This window comes from Corynebacterium sp. HFH0082, from assembly GCF_000411235.1.
Classification (GTDB): Bacteria; Actinomycetota; Actinomycetes; order Mycobacteriales; family Mycobacteriaceae; genus Corynebacterium; species Corynebacterium jeikeium_D.
Map to the genome: position 1 here is coordinate 1,209,516 of NZ_KE150404.1, position 19,862 is coordinate 1,229,377.

17 protein-coding genes are annotated in these 19,862 nt (G+C 60.1%); 15 read left to right on the forward strand and 2 right to left on the reverse strand.

All coding sequences use genetic code 11. The annotated features are described in order from the left end of the window. Positions 1-335: 335 nt before the first annotated feature. The 15 genes from HMPREF1206_RS05205 to holA all read left to right on the forward strand — a co-directional run bounded on the left by HMPREF1206_RS05205 (position 336) and on the right by holA (position 18,335). Positions 336-4,433, forward strand: coding sequence for a translation initiation factor IF-2 N-terminal domain-containing protein (locus HMPREF1206_RS05205; protein ID WP_016422311.1), 4,098 nt, complete (start codon positions 336-338; stop codon positions 4,431-4,433). Positions 4,434-4,816: 383 nt separating this feature from the next. Further along, positions 4,817-5,125: a 50S ribosomal protein L21 gene (rplU, locus tag HMPREF1206_RS05210; RefSeq protein WP_005511541.1), complete on the forward strand. Its 309-nt coding sequence runs from the start codon at positions 4,817-4,819 to the stop codon at positions 5,123-5,125. Positions 5,126-5,165: 40 nt separating this feature from the next. Next, positions 5,166-5,423: a 50S ribosomal protein L27 gene (rpmA, locus tag HMPREF1206_RS05215; RefSeq protein WP_016422312.1), complete on the forward strand. Its 258-nt coding sequence runs from the start codon at positions 5,166-5,168 to the stop codon at positions 5,421-5,423. Positions 5,424-5,680: 257 nt separating this feature from the next. After that, positions 5,681-7,195 carry a GTPase ObgE gene (gene obgE / locus HMPREF1206_RS05220; RefSeq protein ID WP_016422313.1) on the forward strand — a complete coding sequence of 505 codons (1,515 nt, stop codon included), beginning with the start codon at positions 5,681-5,683 and terminating at the stop codon, positions 7,193-7,195. 98 nt (positions 7,196-7,293) lie between these two features. Next, the gene (proB, locus tag HMPREF1206_RS05225; RefSeq protein ID WP_016422314.1) at positions 7,294-8,643 is read left to right on the forward strand and encodes a glutamate 5-kinase; all 1,350 of its coding nucleotides are present in this window, start codon (positions 7,294-7,296) and stop codon (positions 8,641-8,643) included. Between the two features lie 174 nt (positions 8,644-8,817). Continuing rightward, positions 8,818-9,531, forward strand: coding sequence for a class E sortase (locus HMPREF1206_RS05230; RefSeq protein WP_016422315.1), 714 nt, complete (start codon positions 8,818-8,820; stop codon positions 9,529-9,531). Then, on the forward strand, positions 9,532-9,684 hold the full coding sequence (locus HMPREF1206_RS11205) for a hypothetical protein (RefSeq protein WP_016422316.1): 153 nt from the start codon (positions 9,532-9,534) through the stop codon (positions 9,682-9,684). Between the two features lie 14 nt (positions 9,685-9,698). Next, positions 9,699-11,042, forward strand: a complete 1,344-nt coding sequence (locus tag HMPREF1206_RS05240) for a glutamate-5-semialdehyde dehydrogenase (RefSeq protein ID WP_231367179.1) — start codon at positions 9,699-9,701, stop codon at positions 11,040-11,042. 21 nt (positions 11,043-11,063) lie between these two features. Then, positions 11,064-11,834 carry a nicotinate-nucleotide adenylyltransferase gene (gene nadD / locus HMPREF1206_RS05245; RefSeq protein WP_016422318.1) on the forward strand — a complete coding sequence of 257 codons (771 nt, stop codon included), beginning with the start codon at positions 11,064-11,066 and terminating at the stop codon, positions 11,832-11,834. A gap of 87 nt (positions 11,835-11,921) precedes the next feature. Next, positions 11,922-12,380 carry a ribosome silencing factor gene (gene rsfS, locus HMPREF1206_RS05250; protein WP_005511538.1) on the forward strand — a complete coding sequence of 153 codons (459 nt, stop codon included), beginning with the start codon at positions 11,922-11,924 and terminating at the stop codon, positions 12,378-12,380. Positions 12,381-12,382: 2 nt separating this feature from the next. Further along, entirely contained in the window at positions 12,383-13,090 is a 708-nt protein-coding gene (locus HMPREF1206_RS05255; RefSeq protein WP_016422319.1) for a histidine phosphatase family protein, read from the forward strand. Beyond that, complete coding sequence (locus HMPREF1206_RS05260) at positions 13,080-14,423, forward strand: DegV family protein (protein ID WP_016422320.1); 1,344 nt, start codon at positions 13,080-13,082, stop codon at positions 14,421-14,423. Before HMPREF1206_RS05255 ends, HMPREF1206_RS05260 begins: the two co-directional genes overlap by 11 nt. A gap of 126 nt (positions 14,424-14,549) precedes the next feature. Further along, positions 14,550-15,320: a ComEA family DNA-binding protein gene (locus HMPREF1206_RS05265; protein WP_231367180.1), complete on the forward strand. Its 771-nt coding sequence runs from the start codon at positions 14,550-14,552 to the stop codon at positions 15,318-15,320. After that, positions 15,304-17,280, forward strand: coding sequence for a ComEC/Rec2 family competence protein (locus tag HMPREF1206_RS05270; RefSeq protein WP_016422322.1), 1,977 nt, complete (start codon positions 15,304-15,306; stop codon positions 17,278-17,280). The genes HMPREF1206_RS05265 and HMPREF1206_RS05270 overlap by 17 nt, the downstream gene beginning before the upstream one ends. Further along, positions 17,277-18,335: a DNA polymerase III subunit delta gene (holA, locus tag HMPREF1206_RS05275; RefSeq protein ID WP_005511539.1), complete on the forward strand. Its 1,059-nt coding sequence runs from the start codon at positions 17,277-17,279 to the stop codon at positions 18,333-18,335. The genes HMPREF1206_RS05270 and holA overlap by 4 nt, the downstream gene beginning before the upstream one ends. Positions 18,336-18,626: 291 nt before the next feature. Here the strand turns inward: holA and rpsT are convergent, their stop codons facing one another. After that, on the reverse strand, positions 18,627-18,893 hold the full coding sequence (rpsT, locus tag HMPREF1206_RS05280; protein WP_016422323.1) for a 30S ribosomal protein S20: 267 nt from the start codon (positions 18,891-18,893) through the stop codon (positions 18,627-18,629). A 271-nt stretch (positions 18,894-19,164) separates the two neighbouring features. Beyond that, positions 19,165-19,779, reverse strand: coding sequence for a type II toxin-antitoxin system PemK/MazF family toxin (locus HMPREF1206_RS05285; RefSeq protein WP_016422324.1), 615 nt, complete (start codon positions 19,777-19,779; stop codon positions 19,165-19,167). Positions 19,780-19,862: the final 83 nt, after the last annotated feature.

Genomic DNA, 19,862 nt, shown 5'->3' on the forward strand with positions numbered 1-19,862 from the left:
GCCGCCACCAATGTCGGTGCGCGCCACCTGCTCGATATGTGCGACAATGGACAGCAGCAGTAGTGCCCGGGAGTTCGCTCCGGTGGATGAGATATTCCGCATGTGATCGCTGAATCCCTGAGTCAGCCGGTAGGCCTGCCAATAAGACTTTCATAATTGTTCATCGTTTTCGGCCCTCTATCTGCGCATTTGGCGCAAATGAAGTGGCTGTCGCAACATCGTTGCTCCGCCTGGTTTCCAAGGCCACAACGGATGTAGGCGCACATGGAATGACAAAGAGTGTGCTTCCTGTTGTCGGGTTTTGCGTGGTGGGGTGTCAAGGAGAAACAAATACAGTGGCAAATTTCAGCCAGGATGTTGTCGCTAAGGCACGCGAATTTGATCGTGAGTCAGCGGCTCTGAAAACCCGAGTCCACCACCTGGCCAAGAGCTTGGGGTTGACCTCGAAGGAAACCATCGAAGCACTGGGGCACGCGGGGATCGTCGTAAAGTCCGCTGCGTCCACCATTAATCAAAATCAGCTCGACGCAGTGCTGAATTTCATCGGCGATCATCCAGAGGATGCCTCGCTTGACGACGGATCCGCTGCGACCAAGCCAACCGGCGAAAAGCCAGCCGCGAAGGAAAAACAGTCGGCAGGTAAGCCGAACGCGGCAGATGAGAAGTCGGACGAGCAAACCGCAGCTAAGTCCGAGAAGAAGCCAGCTGCGAAGAAGAGCAGCAAGAAGTCGGCTGCGAAGAAGGCCACAAAGAAGGCTGCGCCGAAGGCAGAAAAGAAGGCCGACCAGAAGGCAGCTCAGAGCGAAGCTAAGTTGGACGCAGCACCTGCTGAGGAAGTGACCGAGAAGAAGGACACCAAGAAGTCCTCGGCTAAGAAATCCTCGGCAAACCAGAGCGCAGAGAAGCAGGCTGAAGAGAAGCAGAGCGCAGAGAAGAAGAGCACGACTAAGAAGCGAGCAACGCGTAAGCGGGCTGTGAAGAAGACCGCTGGCGCTCCGGAAGAAACCGCTGCGAAGGACGAGCAGAAGGACTCGAACTCGGTCGTCGAGGAAGCTGTTGAGGCTGTCGTTCAGTCGTCGCCGAAGAAGGCGTCCGATAAGAAGGCTGCCGACAAAAAGGCTGCCGACACCGTAGCCGAGACCGCTGAGAAAACCTCCGCTGAGGAAGCGTCCGCCGAAGCACCTGCTGCAAAGAGCGCTGCAGTGACCACACGTCGTGGTCGCCGAGTTCGCCGTGCGGTCCGCACGACCAGCGCTCCAGCAGCAGAGGAAATTCAGGAAGCGCAAGAGCCGCAGAAAACGCAAGAGCCGCAGGATACGCAGGCAACTCAGAGCGAAGCCCTGCAGGACATCGAGCCGCCGGTAGTCCCGGAGCCGCCGGTTGCGGAAGAGCAGACCGCGTTTGCGCCTATCTTCCTGGCGCCGCAGGCTGTCCCGGCTACGGCCAAGAATTCGGCCACCGAGGATGCAGCTTCAGCTGACAACGGGGCCTCCAACCAGGGCACCGATGACAACGCGGGGGAGGGGCAGGACGGCTCGTCGTCAAGCGAAACGGAGCGTCAGCCGCGCCCGCGTCGTCGCCGTCGTGGACGTGGGCGTCGTAATGATGACGCGCAACAGGCGGAGAAGACCACCGAAAACACAGAGCGCGAGGAAGAGGAAACCCGCGATGAGGTCGAGGAACCGCAGGCGATTAAGGGATCGACTCGCCTGGAGGCGCAGCGACGTCGCCGTATCGAGCGTCGTGAGGAATCGCGCAAGCGCCACGTAATCTCGGAGGCGGAATTCCTGGCTCGTCGTGAGTCGGTGGAGCGCACGATGGTGGTGCGTGAGCGCAAGCGCCATGACCACGCGGGCATTGTCACTGAGGTGGGTGTGCTGGAAGATGACCTGCTGGTCGAGCACTTCGTTACCTCTGACACGCAGACCACGCAGATCGGCAATATCTACCTCGGTCGCGTGCAGAACGTCCTGCCCAGCATGGAAGCGGCGTTCATCGATATCGGAACCGACCGCAACGGTGTCATTTACGTAGGTGACCTGAACTGGAAGCTGCTGGGCACGAAGTCGCGTTCGCGCAAGATTGAACATGCGCTGAAGGCCGGCGACCAGATTCTGGTCCAGGTGTCCAAGGACCCGATTGGTCACAAGGGTGCGCGTCTGACCACCCACATTTCGATGGCTGGTCGATTCCTGGTGTACGTGCCGGGCGGCCGTAGCGCGGGTATTTCCCGCAAGCTGCCGGAGCCGGAGCGCAAGCGCCTGAAGTCGATTCTGAGCGAGGTTACGCCGGAGGGCTCGGGCACGATTATCCGTACCGCCGCCGAGGGTGTATCCAAGGAGGCCATCGAGGCCGACATTAAGCGCTTGGAGACGCAGTGGCAGGAGATCTGGGAAGCCTCCGAGGCGGCGAAGGCGAAGCGTGGAGCAAAGCCGATTGCGCTGTACGAAGAGCCAGACATGCTGGTCAAGGTCGTCCGCGACGTCTTCAACGAGGACTTCTCGCGTCTCGTGGTGGAGGGCGATCGCCCGTGGAACACAGTGACGGACTACATCGGCGACCTGGCGCCGGAGCTGGAGCCGCGACTGCAGCGCTACTTCGCCAAGGAGCACGGCGGCGCCGATGTCTTCGAGCACTTCCGCATCGATGAGCAGCTGGCCAAGGCACTCGACCGCAAGGTCTGGCTGCCTTCGGGCGGCACGCTGGTCATCGACCGCACCGAGGCCATGACGGTCATCGACGTCAACACCGGTAAGTTCACCGGCGCTGGCGGAAACCTGGAAGAGACGGTCACTCGCAACAACCTGGAGGCCGCTGAGGAAATCGTCCGCCAGATGCGTCTGCGCGATCTGGGCGGCATGATTGTCGTCGATTTTATCGACATGGTGCTGCCGGAAAACCAGGATTTGGTGCTGCGCCGTCTGAAGGAGGCTCTCGGCCGCGACCGCTCGCGTCACGAGGTCTCCGAGGTCACCTCGCTCGGCCTCGTCCAGATGACGCGCAAGCGTCTGGGCACAGGCCTGTTGGAGACCTTCTCCACGCCGTGTAGCTGCTGTAATGGCCGCGGTCTGATTATCCACATCGATCCGGTCGAGCAGGACAATCAGAGCCGTGGCCACAAGAATGGCCGTCGCAACGACGAGCAGGGCAAGTCCAAGCGCCGCAACAAGTCGCGCTCGGAGCATAATCCGGCCAACCACCCGGCCGCGCTGGCCATGCACCGCGATCAGGGCGACCAGGCAGGCTCTTCCACGGCAACGCGTGACGACGACGCGGAGACCAACCAGCGCGATAAGGACGCAGCTGACAAGCGTGTCGCAGCTGCTGTCGAAGCTGTCATCGTCTCTTCTGAGAACGATGAGCCGAAGCCGCCGCGTCGTCGCCGGGTTCGTAAGAGCCAGGGCCGAAACGATGAGCAGCGACAGAACGGCCGTGGCCGTCAGGAGCGCCGCGAGCGTACCGAGCAATCGGAGAACTCCAATGACCTGGCTGCTCTGGCGGCCGCAGCTGTTGCGGAAGCCCGTGAGAAGGACCCAGAGGAGCCGTCGGATGACCGTTACATGCCGCAGGAGGGGCAGCGCCGCCGCCGTCGGGCTACGCGTCGCCGGGTAGCGGAGCATGTTGCCGTTGATTCGGCTGCACGCGACGCTGATGACCGCGACGAAGAATATGGTGATCGTCGTAAGCGTTCGGAGCGCCCGACCCGTGCTGAGCGTGCCGAGCGCACCGATAACGGTGGCTCCGGTGGAGGCCGTGGCGAGGCTGAACGCTCCAGCAGCGCTAGTGCTCGACGTCGCCGTCGTCGCGCTGTGCGTCGTACTGCTGTGGATGAAACCACTGCGCCTCAGGCTGAGTCTCAGGCAGCTTCCACCATAGACGTGAGGGAGCCAGCCAAGGATGGCAAGAGCGGCAACGCTAACAAGACCGGTAAGGCTGTGGCCGAGGAGTCCCAGACCTATGAGGAGGCGAAGGAGGCGTTCGAGCGTTCTCCACGCCGTCGTCGTCCGACGCGCGGTAACTCCCGCTCGGATCGCGCACCGCGTCGCGAGGACTTCGAGTCCACTAAGCCAAAGGCCGACGCTGAAGGCAGCAAGGGTGGAGATCGTGCGAAAGACAACCGCGATGACAGCAACCGCAGCACCAACCGCAGCGCCAACCGCAGTGGCGGTGGACGCCGCTCGGGCAAGTCACGGGTTGAGGTCGTAGCGGTCCAGGGCACGGGAGCTCGCCGTAATCGCCGTCGGGCGGTGCGCAGGGTCTCGTCGCAAAGCGATGCCGAAGCGACTGCGCCGAAGCAGCGACAGGGCGCTTCAAACCGCGCTACTAAGCCAGAGCAGAAGCAGGCTAATCGCGGTGCTGCGGCGCCGGAGACGAAACCGGCCAATCGTCGTCGCCGCGTGCGTCGTGCGGTGCGCCGAAGTGGCCAGAACTAGAGATTGGAAATCTGAAATAAGGCCAGATAGAAGGTTGTTTTCCGTTCCCTAAAGCAGGGGGTGGAAAGTGGCTTCGGAAACTGCCCGGGAAGACCGTGAAAACCGATGGGGGACAGGGTCTTACTCGGGCAGTTTGTAATTTAGGGGGATTTTTCGCTACTCTTGACCAGTCGCTGATTAGTAGGCGTATCTGGTCATGCCCACTGGTGCTTGAGGCGCTGGTGGTAAGGAAACGGCCAGAGCGGGGAAATCTACTCGGATTTGGCTTTCGGGTATGTCCCTGAAGTGTTCTGCACACGCAACTAATCGCAATTCCATTGTCCAGTCAAGGAATTACAAAGATTCCTTGAGTCGAGTTTCTCAGATAAAGGGGTAGCCCTCCTATGTACGCGATCGTCAAGACCGGCGGCAAGCAGTACAAGGTTGCCGAAGGTGACCTCGTCAAGGTCGAGAAGATCGAGGGTGAGCCGGGTTCGTCCGTGGCTCTCACCCCGGTTCTGCTCGTCGATGGCGCAGATGTCATTGCGGATGCCGACAAGCTTGCCAACGTTACCGTTAACGCAGAGATCGTCGAGGCCGCTAAGGGCCCGAAGATCCGCGGCATGCACTACAAGAACAAGACTGGCTACAAGCGCCGCTACGGCCACCGTCAGCCGCTCACTGTTCTGAAGATTACCGGCGTCTCCAAGTAAACCGCCGAAATTCCAATTAGCTTTTCCCTAGGAGAAAATCATGGCTACTAAGAAGGGTGCATCCAGCACCAGCAACGGCCGCGACTCCGAAGCTAAGCGCCTCGGCGTGAAGCGCTTCGGCGGCCAGCAGGTTAAGGCAGGCGAGATTCTCGTTCGTCAGCGCGGTACCTCGTTCCACCCGGGTGAGAACGTTGGCCGTGGCGGCGACGACACTCTCTTCGCTCTGAAGGCAGGCGCAGTCGAGTTCGGTACCCGCCGTAACCGCCGCATTGTCAGCATCGTTGAGAATAACTCCTAAGAACAACCCTCGGTTGTCCACATAGGATTACTGCAACGTTGAATTTGAGGCAGGTTTAACTGCCTTGCAGAAGAGCCGATTCCTTTCCCACTGCGAAAGGTAATCGGCTCTTTTGTTGTTTATGTACTGTTTCGCGCTTTTAGGTTGCGAGGCAGCGTTTTGTTACCGCCTAGACTTCTGCCCGTCGGCTCGCTTAAATTAGGGCATTACTCCAGGCACTAGATGATGGCTCTCCGCTCGGAAGTGTGTGTGATTTTATGTCTCGTTTTGTAGATCGTGTCGTACTGCATTTGCAGGCCGGCGACGGTGGTCACGGCTGTAACTCGGTGCTGCGTGAAAAGTTCAAGCCACTCGGCGGTCCCGATGGCGGTAACGGCGGCCACGGTGGCGACATTGTGCTGGTCGTCGACCCGCAGATTCACACTCTGATGGACTTCCACTTCCACCCCCATATCAAGGCTGCCAACGGTAAGCCGGGCGCGGGCGATCACCGCAACGGTGCTCGTGGTGAGGACCTGGTTCTCGGAGTGCCGGAGGGCACGGTTGTCATGACCGAGGATGGGGAAGTGCTCGCGGACATGACAGGTAAGGGTGCCCGCTTCATTGCCGCTGAGGGCGGTTACGGTGGCCTGGGCAACGCAGCGCTGGCGAACAAGAACCGCCGTGCGCCGGGCTTCGCTCTCCTCGGTGAGCCGGGTGAGGCCAAGGATCTTGTCTTGGAGCTCAAATCCATGGCAGACGTTGGACTGGTGGGCTTCCCGTCAGCCGGAAAGTCCTCGCTGGTCAGCACCATGAGCGCTGCTAAGCCGAAGATTGGTGACTACCCATTTACCACGCTGCAGCCGAACCTGGGTGTAGTCAACGTTGGCTACGAGTCCTTCACCATCGCAGATGTGCCGGGTCTTATCCCGGGGGCATCTGAAGGCCGAGGTCTTGGGTTGGACTTCCTGCGTCACATTGAGCGCTGCGCTGTGCTGGTTCATGTGGTTGACGCTGCTGCGCTGGAGGGCGACCGCGATCCGGTCTCTGACATCAAGGCGTTGGAGACGGAACTCGCCAACTACCAGTCGGTGCTGAAGGCCGACGTGGGGCTTGGGGATCTCGCAGAGCGTCCGCGCGTCATCGTGCTGAACAAGATTGACCTGCCCGATGCTCGCGAAATGATTGACATGCAGCGCGAGGAGCTGGAGAAGTTCGGCTGGCCGATTTATGAGATCTCTACGGTGACGCACGAGGGACTCAAGGAGCTGACCTACGGCCTGAAGGATCAGATTGCCGCCTACCGCAAGGCGCATCCGTTGCCAACAGAGCAGGAGCCCCGTGCGGTCATCCGTCCGGAAGGTGTGCGTGGCAAGAAGCACGAAGGCGCGGACTTCACCATCGAGCGCGATCCGAATACCCCAGATGGGTTCATTGTGCGTGGCCGTAAGCCGGAACGCTGGATTAACCAGACGGACTTCGAAAACGACGAGGCAGTCGGCTACTTGGCTGACCGCCTGGCCAAGCTTGGTGTAGAAGATGCCCTGGCAAAGGCTGGGGCAACGGTTGGCTGCCCGGTGACGATTTCCTATCTCACCTTCGAGTGGTACCCGCAGCAGGTCGCGGGCACCGATGACTTCGTTCCGAGTGGCCGTGGTACCGACGATCGTCTCTACGTCAACGAGCGCACTAGCGCCGAGCAGCGTAAGCGTGCATCGCAGGCCCGCCGTGGTCTGATTGACGAGTACGATTTCGGAGATGGCGAAGAGGCTATTCGCGACCGGTACTCATAGTCGCGGGCGCCAGCGTCGTCGGCAAGCGAAGACTTCAAACTTGCATTTTGCCATTAATTGTTTAAACAATTATATAGTCAGAATTACATTAGACCGTCATGTTTTCCATTAGTGAAATGAGTGAGTCAGTTATCCCTTCCGACACCGTTGCCAACGATGTTGACGTCACTGGAGCAGATGCATTAGATGCCCCGGTAGCTACCGCGCCGAAGTCTGAATCGGACGCGCCGATTTCCCGTGAGGAGGTCGACGAGCTGCTTCACAACAATCCTGAGTCCACCGTCGCTGAGATTGAAAAGGCGACTGAGAATTTATCTCCGGGAACCAAAGGCGGTTTCGATTCCGAGACTCGTGAGGCAATTCGGACCGCGAAGCGTGTCGTGGTGAAGATTGGTTCTTCCTCGTTGACCGGATCTGACGGTCGTACCGATCCCGAACGCATCGACTTCATTGCCGATGCCCTGGAAAAGCGTATGGGCTTTAGCGATGTCATTGTCGTGTCCTCCGGCGCGGTGGCATCCGGAATGGGGCCGCTGGGGCTGACTTCGCGTCCCACTGATTTGGCGACCAAGCAGGCGGCTGCAGCGGTGGGGCAGGTGCGCCTGGCACAGGAGTGGGGACGCTCCTTCCTGCGCTATGGCCGCACTTCTGCGCAGGTGCTTTTGACCTCGGACGATGCAGGTGTGCGTTCGCGTGCCCGCAACGCTCAGCGCACTATCGACCGCCTGCGCCAGCTGGGTGCAGTGCCAATTGTCAACGAAAATGACACGGTAGCGACCTCGGAGTTCCGCTTCGGCGACAACGACCGCCTGGCCGCCCTGGTCAGTCACCTGGCGTACTGCGATGCACTGATTCTGCTTTCCGACGTCGACGGCCTCTACGACCGCAACCCGGCCGATCCAGGTGCAACCTTTGTGCCAGAGGTGCGCAGCGGTAACGACTTGCGTGGTGTTATCGCCGGTGACGGTGGGGCATTGGGCACCGGTGGAATGGCCTCGAAGGTGTCTGCCGCACGCCTGGCTTCGCGTGCTGGGGTGCCGGTGCTGCTGACTTCGGCGTCCAACATTGAGCGAGCACTGGACCAGGCAGATGTGGGAACCGCTTTCGCCGCGAAGGACAACCGCTTGAGCGCCTGGAAGTTCTGGATGCTCTACGCAGCGGATAGCTCGGGCCTGCTTCGCCTGGATGCCGGCGCGGTCGACGCTGTGACCCGCATGCGCAAGTCGCTGCTCCCGGTCGGTATCACCTCGGTTGACGGTGAGTTCTCCGCTGGTGACATCGTCGACCTGATTGGCCCGAGCGGTGAGGTCATCGGCCGCGGCGAGGTCAACTATGACTCTGAAGAACTGCTGGGCATGATCGGCTACCACACCGAGGAATTGCCGAATGACATGCAGAAGCCTGTCGTCCATGCCGACTACCTGTCGGATTTCGCCTCCCGCGCTTAGGAGAGCGTTGCGCTGAGAGCTGCAGCGCTTAAAGACGCGCACCTGGGCGCGCCCGGACAGAGGTGCCTCGGCAAAGACCGGCTGAGTGGGGACTAGCTGAGTGCGGACTGGCTGGGGGAGGAGTGCCTGAGCGCGGACTGCCTGGATGAGGAACTTTCGGGCATAATCCTAAGTGTGTTATCGAAAATTATTGGCGTCATCGGCGAGTTGCTCTTGACCGCTGGAGTGATGGTGGCGCTCTTCGCCTTTTATCTGCTGTACTGGTCTGGTCTTGAAACCGGGAAAGCTCAGCAGCAGGCTCGTGATGAGCTGCAGCAGGCATGGTCCGCACCGGCATCGGCCTCAGCTCAGGCGCCAGAAGGCACGGAGCCAGCTGTTGAGGGCTCTTGGGTGCCTGGCTCTGCGGTGGCGATGATTTCCGCTCCAAAGGCCGGTTTTAGCGATTTGGTCGTATTCGAAGGTGTCTCTCAGGAAGTTTTGCGCGGTGGCCCCGGCCATTATCCGAGCACAGCCCTTCCGGGGCAGGTGGGCAACAGTTCTTATGCCGCCCATCGTGACGGCCACGGAGCTCCCTTTGACAACATTGACCGCCTGCAGACGTGCGATGACATCACTGTAGAGACGCGTGATGCTATTTACCGCTACAAGGTATTACCGGTCGACGGTATGGCTGGCGCAGGGGAAAGCTTCGACTGCGTGCCAGAAGGAACTAACGTCCCCGAGATTCCCGGCCAGCACATTGTCACTCCAGACCGCGCCGATGTCCTCAATCCGGTCGGTAACGCGACTCTACTTACGCTGACTACCTGCCATCCGCAGTGGGACAACACTCATCGGCTCATTATTCACGCGGTTCTCGCCGGTGTTGAGACCAAGGAGGTCAACTAGATGTACGCAGCTTTTTGGCGATCCCTGCCGGGTCCGTGGTGGGTGAAAGCGATCATCACCATCGTGATTGCCGTCATCGTGTTCCTGCTGTTGATGAATTACATCTTTCCTTGGGTTGCTGAGCTAATTCCCTCAAATGATGTCTCACTCTAGTTATGCTGGTAGGCATGACTGCTCAAACGAACGAAACTGCTAACACCAATCAACAGGGCATTGCCGAGGATTCGGCTCTTAGTCCGGAGCGTGCTGCTGAGCGCGCCGAGGTTTTAGATAAGGCACAGCGTGCCAAGGCTGTCGCGGGAGAGCTGGCTCGCTTTACGTCGGCACGCAAGAACGAGCTCCTGCTGGCCGCAGCAGATGCGCTGGTCGCCCGTACTGAAGAGATTCTGGTAGCCAACGCCAAGGACATCGAGGCCGGTAAGGCCCGTGGTTTTAGTGACTCCCTGCTGGATCGCCTGCGTCTTGACTCCGATCGTGTTGAGGGTATTGCCGGTGGGCTGCGCCAGGTTGCGGCCCTGCCGGATCCGGTAGGCGAGGTGCTGCGGGGCAGCACTCTTCCTAACGGCATTAAGCTTTCCCAGGTCAGCGTTCCGCTGGGCGTGATGGGCATGGTCTACGAGGCTCGCCCGAACGTTACTGTCGATGCCTTTGGTCTGGCGCTGAAGTCGGGCAACGTGGCCTTGCTGCGCGGCTCCAAGTCGGCCGTCCACTCCAACACGCAGCTGGTCGCGGTTTTGCGTGAGGTGCTGGCCAACCACGATGCACCGGAGGACCTTGTTCAGCTGCTGCCGTGTGAGACCCACGATTCCGTGCAAGATCTCATCACTGCCCGCGGCCTGGTTGACGTAGTGATTCCGCGCGGCGGTGCCGGTCTGATTGAGGCCGTCGTGACGAAGGCAACGGTGCCGACCATTGAGACCGGTACCGGTAACTGCCACATCTACATCGATGCTTCCGCCGATATCGACGAGGCGATTGCGCTGATGATTAACGGCAAGACCCGCCGTCCGAGCGTCTGTAACGCCACTGAAACGGTTCTCATTGACTCGGCGCTGTCCGCGCAGGATCAGGTCCGCATTTTGGACGCGCTTGCCGACGCTGGCGTTGCGGTCCACGGCGATGTCGATAATCTGGCGGCCTCTGGGTGGACTGGTGAGGTCATTCCTGCGACGGAAGAAGACTGGTCGGATGAGTACCTCTCGCTAGACATTGCAGCGCGCATCGTCGACGGTGTGGTGGCCGCGACGAATCACATCACTGAGTACTCCTCGGGCCACACGGAAGCTATCTCTGCACGTGACTGGGGCGTGTGCCAGGAGTTCGTCGACCGTGTTGATGCTGCTGCCGTCAGCGTCAATGCCTCCACTGCATTCACCGATGGTGAGCAGTACGGTTTCGGCGCAGAGATTGGTATTTCCACTCAGAAACTGCACGCCCGTGGGCCCATGGGGCTGCCGGAGCTGACCAGCAGCAAGTGGGTTCTGGCTGGTCGTGGACAGACTCGTCCGTAGTGCCCAGGTAAAGTGCCAGTCATGATTAAGCGCAAGAAAAGTGTGCGGTCGCGAGTACACGCCGCGTTGACAGCGAAGTCGGCGGACGCGCCCCGGCAGCGCATTGGCGTAATGGGTGGCACTTTTGATCCCATCCACAATGGTCACCTGGTTGCCGCCAGCGAGGTGGCAGACCGTTTCGACCTTGACTTTGTGCTTTTCGTGCCCACGGGTGAACCGTGGCAAAAGCGCGGCCGGAAGGTCTCTCACAGCGAAGACCGCTACCTGATGACGGTCATTGCCACCGCGTCGAACCCACAGTTTTCGGTTTCGCGGGTTGATATTGACCGGCCGGGTGCGACCTATACCGTCGATACGCTGCGGGATTTGAAGGTCATCTATCCCAACGCGGATCTGTTCTTCATTACCGGTGCCGATGCGCTGCAGAAGATTATGACGTGGCGGGACTGGGAGGAGATGTTCGACGCAGCAACGTTCGTCGGTGTCACTCGTCCAGGGGTTCACCTGCGGGCAGAGGACCTGGAAGGAATCGACGCTTCACGGTTGCACCTCATCGAGATTCCCGCGATGGCTATTTCTTCTACCGATTGTCGAAAGCGTGCGGAGGCAGGACGCCCTGTTTGGTACTTGGTGCCGGATGGCGTGGTGCAGTACATCGCTAAGCGTGGTCTGTACCAGTCTGCTGAGGGCACGGTTGGTTCTGTGGGGCCCGCATCGGTGAACTCGACCTCCGAGGGTGCGGCGTCGGTGGATGCGGCATCGGTGGATGCGAAGTCCGATACCGCGGACTGAAAGTTAGCAAAATCCCGCTGAGACGGTAAGTTACAAGTACAAACGCTGTTTTTCACGACTTTTAATCACAAGGAGCTGAAGTCTTTCGTGACTGCACAACCACGCGCCATTGAGCTGGCGACCGCCGCGGCGAAGGCCGCCGATAGCAAAAAGGGTGAGGACGTCGTTGTTCTCGATGTCTCTGGCCCGGTGGTGATTACGGACGCATTCGTCCTGGTCAGTGCTGACAATGAGCGTCTGGTTGCCGCAATCGTCGACGAAATTGAGGACGATCTGCGTGACCTCGGCGCAAAGCCGGTTCGCCGCGAAGGTGTCCGTGAGGGACGTTGGGCGCTGCTGGATTACGGCGACATTGTCGTGCATGTCTTCCGCAGTGAAGAACGCGACTTCTACGGCCTGGATCGACTGTGGCGCGATTGCCCGCGCATCGAGGTCGAGGGCATCGAGCAGCCGAGCAACGAGGACGGCGAAGATTCCGCCCGCAATGCTCGTTCCATCGACGAGATTCCGCTGGCTGCCGAAAACCCGGACACGGACGAGTTTTAATTGTGGCGGGCTCACGCGAGGCACATGTTGCCGCTCGACGTCGCCTGATTATGCTGCGGCACGGGCAGACGTCGTATAACGCTACTGGCCGCATTCAGGGACAGCTGGACACGCAGCTTTCCGACGTTGGTCGCGAGCAAGCCCGTACTGCGGCGCAGTACCTGGCGGAGGCTGAACCGCGAATCACAAAAATCGTGTCCTCCGACCTGACCCGGGCAGCCGACACCGCCCGTGCGCTAGCTGAGGCCACCGGTGCAGAGTTGAGTTTTGATAAGCGCCTGCGTGAGACCAACCTCGGTGAATGGCAAGAGCGTACCTACGACGAGATTGACTCCGCGTTTCCCGGTATGCGTGACCACTGGCGCCATAATCTCAACTGGGCACCCAAGGGTGGCGAGACCCGCTTTGAGGTCTCCAACCGAATGCTGGCGGTCATTGCTGAGCTAGCGGCCAACCCCGATTGGGAGTCGGATACCTTTGTGCTCGTGTCCCACGGTGGTGCCATTGCTGCCGCTACCGCAGCCCTACTGCAGATGCCGCGCGACTACTTCAGCACGTTCAACGGCCTGGGCAACACTGCGTGGGTCGAAATGGAGCAGCGCACGCGCGTCAATGGTGAGACCTCCTGGTACCTGAATGCTTTTAACGCGAAGGTCCGTGAGCGGGAGCCGCAGGTTTCTGATTCTTCAGGAGGCCGCCATGCCCGGTGACGGTCGCGTTCGCATTGTTGTCGATGACACCGCGTGCCTGATGCCTGAGGTTGCCCGCAAGCTCGACATCACCGTGGTTCCCATCGGCCATGACATCAATGAAGACGACGTCACCACGTCGGCAGTCAGTCCACTGAAGCTGTGCGCCGCATATGCGCGTGCGCTGGAACGCTCCAACAAGGATGGTTCTGACGCTGGCGTTGTCGCCCTGCATCTTGGCAAGGGAATGTCCGCTACCTGGTCTAACGCTGTCACCGCTGCTGGTGCGCTGGACCGTGTGACCGTCATCGATACCGACACCGTCGGAGCCGGAGTCGGTGCCGCTGCCATCGCGGCGGCCAAGGCTGCGAGGGCCGGGGCCAGTCGTGATGAGGTTGCCGATGTAGCTCGTGATGTGCTGCAGCGCTATCGACTCTGGTTGTTTGTACCAAAGCTTGATTCGCTGCGCCGTGGCGGTCGCATCTCCGCGGGCCAAGCGATGCTTTCTACGGCTCTCGCTATCAAGCCCATCGTCGGCATCAAAGATGGCTCACTAGCGCTGGTCGCCAAGTGCCGTACAGAGGCGAAGGTCAAGCAGCGCATGGTGGATTTTGCCACGAAGATGGTGCGGACCGCGTCATCGGCGAACCGTCCGCCTGCGGTATTGCTGCATCATTCCGATGCGCTTGACGACGTTCACGAGCTCCAGGCCATGCTTGCCGAAGAGCTACCCGACGATACCCGGTTTAGAATCCTGGATTTGCCGGAGTCTCTTACCGCTCATGTCGGGCAGGGAGCCTATGCAGTTGGCATGGTCTCCGGTGGCTCGATTGATTCGAATGCCATGGATTTTGAAACAGAGATGGGCGTGACAGCGCTGCTCCACAGTGTGGAGGAGAGTGACGCGCCTGCTGTTGATGCTGTGGCTGCAGACGCGGTAGACGACGATTCCGGGAACATAGACAATTCCGGTGACTCTGCTGACACGGACGGTTCGGCTGAAAACGCTGGCACCACAGACCCAGGTGAGCCGATCACCGATCAGGCTGCGGTGAAGGTAGTTGAGAATCCGGCTGCCAGTCGCAACCGCAGTAAACGAATCCATCGCACAGTAGTGACTAATGAACAGGGAATTCCGCTTTTCACCACGGCGGTTTCTAAATTGCCAACGTGGAGTGAGAATCGCCAAGCAGCTCTGGATAAAGCTGAGCGTCTGGCGAAGGCTATCTCTGATTTGGCGCTGCGCGATAAGTCCGATCCCGAGGGAGCTGTATTTGGCACCGAAGGGGAGAAATCGCGGGAGTCGTCGTCAAGCAACAAGCGTGATGATGACGGCGACGAGAAGAAGAAGTAGTTGCTGAACTGCGAAGATGATGTGGCCTGTGGATAACCCCCACAGGCCAATTTTTATCCACAGATGGCGCCTCGATGAGTGCTTTCGTCGAGGTGGCATGTGGGGCGGGGCGCTAGTGTGCGCATCGTGACGAATTTGCGGAATCGGCTGGCGGACTATCTGGAACCGATTGATCAAGACAAGCGCATGGCGGTGGACTTTTCCACGCGCCGGGCGGTGGTGACGCCGCGGGTGGCGATGGCTGCGTGCCTTGTGATTGCGGTGTTGGCTGTTGGAGCAATCGCTGCGGTGGTGTGGCCGTCGACGCCACAGGTAGAGATGCCTGCGGTGCAGGACGCGGCTGTCGCGGGGACGCCACCAGAGACGACCGAAACCCCAGCGGAGGCGCCTGGCGTTCCGGGAAAGGAGACTAACGCTCAGACACAGGCGGGGCCGTTGATCGTGTCGGTGGTGGGGTTGGTTGTGAATCCTGGTGTGGTGGAGGTGCCAGCGAACGCGCGGGTGGTGGAGGCAATTGAGCGTGCGGGTGGGCTTTTGCCGGAGGCTAATCCCGCCAGCGTGAACCTGGCGGCGCCATTGGTAGATGGTCAACAGATTGTGGTCGGGACAGAGGCGCTGCCAGCAGGAACGGCGGAGGGTGGTTCCGATGTTTCTGGCGGTTCTGGCGCCGGTGCTGCGGGCATGGCCGATCCGAGCGGCTCTGACGGCAAAATCAACATCAACACCGCCACTGCTACGCAGCTGGAGGAATTGCCCGGAATTGGACCCGCAACAGCGACCAAAATCATTGACTTTCGCGAAAAGAACGGGCCTTTTGCGAGTATCGACGCACTTGAGGAGGTTCCGGGAATCGGCCCGGCGAAGGTAGAGGCTCTGCGCGATGCCGCCACCGTCTGACCTGCGCGCTCGTGCTGGGCTCGATGTGCGGCTAGTGCCAGCAGCGGTGCTGGCGTGGGCGACTGCGGTGGCAGTGATCATGCGCCCAGAATGGGCGATAGTTGTGGCACCGTGCGCGATTGTGACTGCGGTGGTGTTGCCGTGGGCGTGGCAGCGTTGGTCGTGGCGATGGGGCAGAGGTGCGGTGACCTCCGGCTGGCGAGTAATCGCCACTATCGGGGTGCCAGCTGTGGCGGTGGCCAGTGTTGCGGTGGCCACCCGAATCCGCATAGCGCGCGCCCGAGCCCACGAGCTCTATGAGGACATTGGTGGGATGGCGAAAGTGCAATTGCGCCTCGTCACCGAGCCGAAAGCAACCGAGTTCGGGGCCAGCGCGAAGGCCCGCATCGAGGGCCTTCCGGGGCAGGTGTCGGTTTTTGGAGACGAGTCACTGTTGGCGGTCACGAGAGATGCCGTAGTTGAATCCACAGCCGGTATACGTGTGGCCAGCAAACCCTGCATTAGTGGTATCCAGCTGAATCTGCGTGGCGATGTTGAGGTCATCGCGCCACCGCAGGGGCTGGCAGCTCAGGTGCGCCAGCAGCTCTTTGACTCGGCGCAGAATCTTCCCGTTGGTCCCGACCGCCTGATTCCCGCCATGGCCATCGGCGATGAGCGCGGCTTTAGCCTCAACGACGGCGACATGATGACTGCCTCTGGGCTTTCACATCTATCAGCAGTCTCTGGAGCGAACGTTGCGCTTGTTATCGGGGCTGTTGTAGCCGTGTTCTCGTGGGCTGGACCGCGGGTGCGAGTCGCAGTCGCCGCATTTGCTCTATATGGCTTTGTAGCAATTGTGGGCACCGAACCGTCAGTGCTACGCGCAGTGGTCACCGGCTGCATTGGGCTGTTGGCGATTCTCGTAGGACGAGCTGGCCAGGCCATCGCGGCGCTGTCGGCTGGCATTATCGGGTTGATTCTCCTGGCACCCGACCTATCGGTATCAGTGGGCTTCGCCCTCTCGGTCGCAGCCACCGCCGGGTTAGTCCTTCTTACCGAGCCCCTTGCCAGACGCCTGTCCGCCGCCACCGTTATGGGGACCTGGCCCGCCCCAGTAGTCCGCGCCGTCGCCGTGTCGATTGCCGCGCACGTGGTCACCATGCCCGTATTGGCGCTTCTCATCGGCGAAATTAGTCATGTCTCACTGCTTGCCAATCTCCTCGCCGCGCCCGCCGTCGCACCGGTTACTATCGCCGGTTCGCTCGCTGCCGTTGCGGCCGCACTGCATCTCAATTGGCTGGTCAGTGCGTTGCTCTGGTGTGCCGCGCCGTGCGCATGGTGGATTCATCAGGTCGCACGTCTCACTGCAGGAATCGTCGCGCCCGCCACTGGGGCGGTCACGTTGGTCGTCTCCTGCACGCTCGCACTCACATGCTTGACGACGCTCTGGGCGTGGCCCCGTCTTGCGCTCCGCGCTGGGGCCTTCGCTGCTGTCTTGGCAGCCGGTAGTTATGCCGTTATTTGGGTGTTCGGTTTCGACATTGCGCATGCCCCACAGGGGTGGAAGCTTGCAGCCTGTGCGGAGAAGAACCAGATTGTTCTCATTCACGCGGGCGCTGTTGGAGAACCCGCCAACCATGTTGCATCTGTTAATCAGCCTGCACCGACTCCGATCAGCCGGCAGTGCCGAATTGCCCTCGGACTCACCGAGGAAGAGGCGGGGTACGTCCAGGTGCTCGATGACACCACCAATAACCCCACGACAGAAACCGTGGCGGTGGAGTCCCCGTCGTACATCGCTGAATCCGTGAGCGGCCAACCGCTCCAATCGCACCGCTCACCCCAGTGGTTTATCGCCCGCGAGTGTGGTCCGCGCGTGCGAGAAACCGTAATGACACCCGAGCAGATTCCTGTGGTGTGCCCGCAGCGAGATGGGCCGCAAGCCCTGTATTCCAATGGTGAAGTCTGGCGAGGAAGGTGAAATCCGGGCTGTCCCGTAGGCTAGAAACAACAGTCGCAGGAATTAACGCGGAAAAGAGGTCGGGATTGAGCGCCGTCGCACCCGTGAATTTGATTGTGGGCAAAGAGGAGCTGCTGAAAGACCGCGCCCGCCTCGCCATTGTCGCTGCCGTCCGCGCGCAGGCAGCAACGGAGTCCGATCCGGGTGGACGCTCGGTGCCTGTGACCACCATCCGCGCAGGGGACATGACCACTGTCGATGCCGTGGAGCTCTTCAGCCCTTCGTTGTTTGGAGATGACCGGATCGTGGTTGTCACCGACTGCCAAGACGCCGGCAAAGAGCCTGCCAAGCTGTTGATGGATTCGGTTAAGGATCCCGCGCCGGGCATCACGTTGATTCTCCTTCACAGCGGTGAGGGGCGTCAGAAAAAGATGGTCGCTGACCTGCGCAAGTTGGGGGTCCGCTTTTTCGAAGCTCAACCGCTCAAGCGAAACGACTTGCCCGGTTTTGTTGGCGAAGAATTCGCCTCACACGGGGTTAAGGTGCGTCGCGACGTCATCGATACCGTCCTGGATGCGGTCGGTTCAGACCTCCGCGAACTAGCCACCGCTATTTCCCAGCTCTGTGCAGACACCGCGGGCAAGGTCACCTCGGAAGCAGTGCGCACCTACTACGGTGCTTCGGCGGAGGTTTCGGGCTTTGAGATTGCCGAGCTCGCACTGCGCGGCCGGGGTGGGGAAGCGTTGGCCAAGATGCGCCGTGCCTTGCAGCTGGGCATGGCACCGGCACTGCTGTCGGCTGCAATCACGGGAATGGTTGGTGATGTAGCTCGGCTCCACGGTGCACGTGGTGTCAATGCGCGTAGAGATGCCCACCGCTATGGCATGCCGCCGTGGAAGTTGGAGAAAACTCAGCGGTTGGCATCTGCCTGGTCAACCCCGGCGGTTGCTCGCGCTGTGGTTGTCGCGGCACAGCTGGATGCAGACACCAAGGGAGCCTCATCGACGCCGGAACTATCGCTGGAACAGTCGGTGCTTCGTATCGCGGAGCTGGCCCATTCGTCCCATCGGCGTTAAAATTTACGGGCTGCAAATGTGAAACTGTGTGAGTTTATGACACTTTCAAGCCATTTTTCAGGCCATTTTTGTCATAAACGTAGTCAGTAACTCGCATCGCCCCACCGCCGCCAGCCATAAACGCAGCCACTAACTCGCGTTGGGGTTAAATAATAAAAACCGCCTCCCGCCACATCCGAAAAGAAATCGGAAAATAGCAGGAAGCGGTTAATTTCACGGCACAAGCGCGGCAAAAGCAGCGCTAGCACGGCGCAAGCGCAGCGCAGAATCAGCACAGCGCCGAAAGGGGAATTAGCCCTCCAGCTTGTTGAAAGCCTTAGCCATACCGGACTTCTTGTTAGCCGCAGTGTTGCGGTGGAAGACGCCCTTGGTGACAGCCTTGTCCAGCTTGCGGGAAGCAACGCGCAGCTGAGCCTCAGCAGCAGCCTTGTCGCCAGCCTCAACAGCAGCCTGGAACTTGCGGATCTCGGTGCGGACTGCAGAGCGGATAGCCTGGTTACGCAGGCGAGCCTTCTCGTTGGTCTTGTTGCGCTTGATCTGGGACTTGATGTTTGCCATCGTGAATACCTCTTGTACCCGTAGTAGTTGGAATTGCTACCGTCCGCCACCAAGAAAAGTCCTGATCACAGTGCAAATTTCGGGTCGAACCTCTGCTGGTCAAACTAATTAACCAGCGAGTTAAAACCACCCACTGCGCTTATACGACGATGAAAACGCGAACCCAAGGTCCTGCCCGCGCTCGCCGAAAAGGAACGCAACGGTAAACAACTTGCAGAATCTTAGCAAACAGCGCTGCCTAATACCAGCCGCTGCCTAATTCCAGCTTCGGCTAATTCCAGCCATAGTCACCGCGAAGTCGGGCGGCGATGAGCTCGAAGCGCCTGCGGGGCATCATTGCGCCTGCGCGGCGAATGCCCGATTCCGGGATGAGCAAGATGCGGTCCATGCGAACCCACGATGGCTGGGGGTCTTCATTCCAGAATCCGCTGCCAATAAATAGCCACTCCGGGTGCTCACTGTGCTCGGTGCGGGTGGAGATGAGCATGCCCAGAAGATACTGGTCGTGGCGACCAACCACGACCACAGCGCGCTCACGCAAAGCGGCATTTTCACCTTCGAGCTGCAGCGGAATCCATACCACTTCGCCGGGGTCGGCCTGACCATCCATGTCGGGACTGTAGACGATTGTACGGGCCAGCTCCGCGGTTGGACGCGCGATGGTCACCGGGTCTCGCAGGCGAAGTAGGGCCTCCTTGGACTCGTCGGAAAGCGAGGTGTCCTGAGCGAGCCCAAGTTGCGTGTTGAGCTTAAACAGCGCCTCATCGAGTGTGTCGGGGCCGCGGAACCACTCGGTACCGGCGAAAAGACGCGCGCTGATGCGATTACGCAGGCGCCGCGGCCAGCTTTCGCGTTCATTTTGATCGGTGGACGAAGTGGAGCTCATGGAATCTAAGTCTAGAGGTTTAGTGCGGAGGGAATCGATAGGTAAGATTGTGCGTGATTGTATTTAAGCCCGGCTGGTCGGTT

Bases quoted from the DNA above. Each gene is read 5' to 3' on its own strand.
- proB (WP_016422314.1), top strand. From the start codon at position 7,294: ATGTTTTCCATTAGTGAAATGAGTGAGTCAGTTATCCCTTCCGACACC.
- HMPREF1206_RS05240 (WP_231367179.1), top strand. From the start codon at position 9,699: ATGACTGCTCAAACGAACGAAACTGCTAACACCAATCAACAGGGCATT.
- rpsT (WP_016422323.1), bottom strand. From the start codon at position 18,893: ATGGCAAACATCAAGTCCCAGATCAAGCGCAACAAGACCAACGAGAAG.
- HMPREF1206_RS05270 (WP_016422322.1), top strand. From the start codon at position 15,304: ATGCCGCCACCGTCTGACCTGCGCGCTCGTGCTGGGCTCGATGTGCGG.
- rpmA (WP_016422312.1), top strand. From the start codon at position 5,166: ATGGCTACTAAGAAGGGTGCATCCAGCACCAGCAACGGCCGCGACTCC.
- rplU (WP_005511541.1), top strand. From the start codon at position 4,817: ATGTACGCGATCGTCAAGACCGGCGGCAAGCAGTACAAGGTTGCCGAA.
- obgE (WP_016422313.1), top strand. From the start codon at position 5,681: ATGTCTCGTTTTGTAGATCGTGTCGTACTGCATTTGCAGGCCGGCGAC.
- HMPREF1206_RS11205 (WP_016422316.1), top strand. From the start codon at position 9,532: ATGTACGCAGCTTTTTGGCGATCCCTGCCGGGTCCGTGGTGGGTGAAA.
- HMPREF1206_RS05285 (WP_016422324.1), bottom strand. From the start codon at position 19,779: ATGAGCTCCACTTCGTCCACCGATCAAAATGAACGCGAAAGCTGGCCG.
- nadD (WP_016422318.1), top strand. From the start codon at position 11,064: ATGATTAAGCGCAAGAAAAGTGTGCGGTCGCGAGTACACGCCGCGTTG.
- HMPREF1206_RS05260 (WP_016422320.1), top strand. From the start codon at position 13,080: ATGCCCGGTGACGGTCGCGTTCGCATTGTTGTCGATGACACCGCGTGC.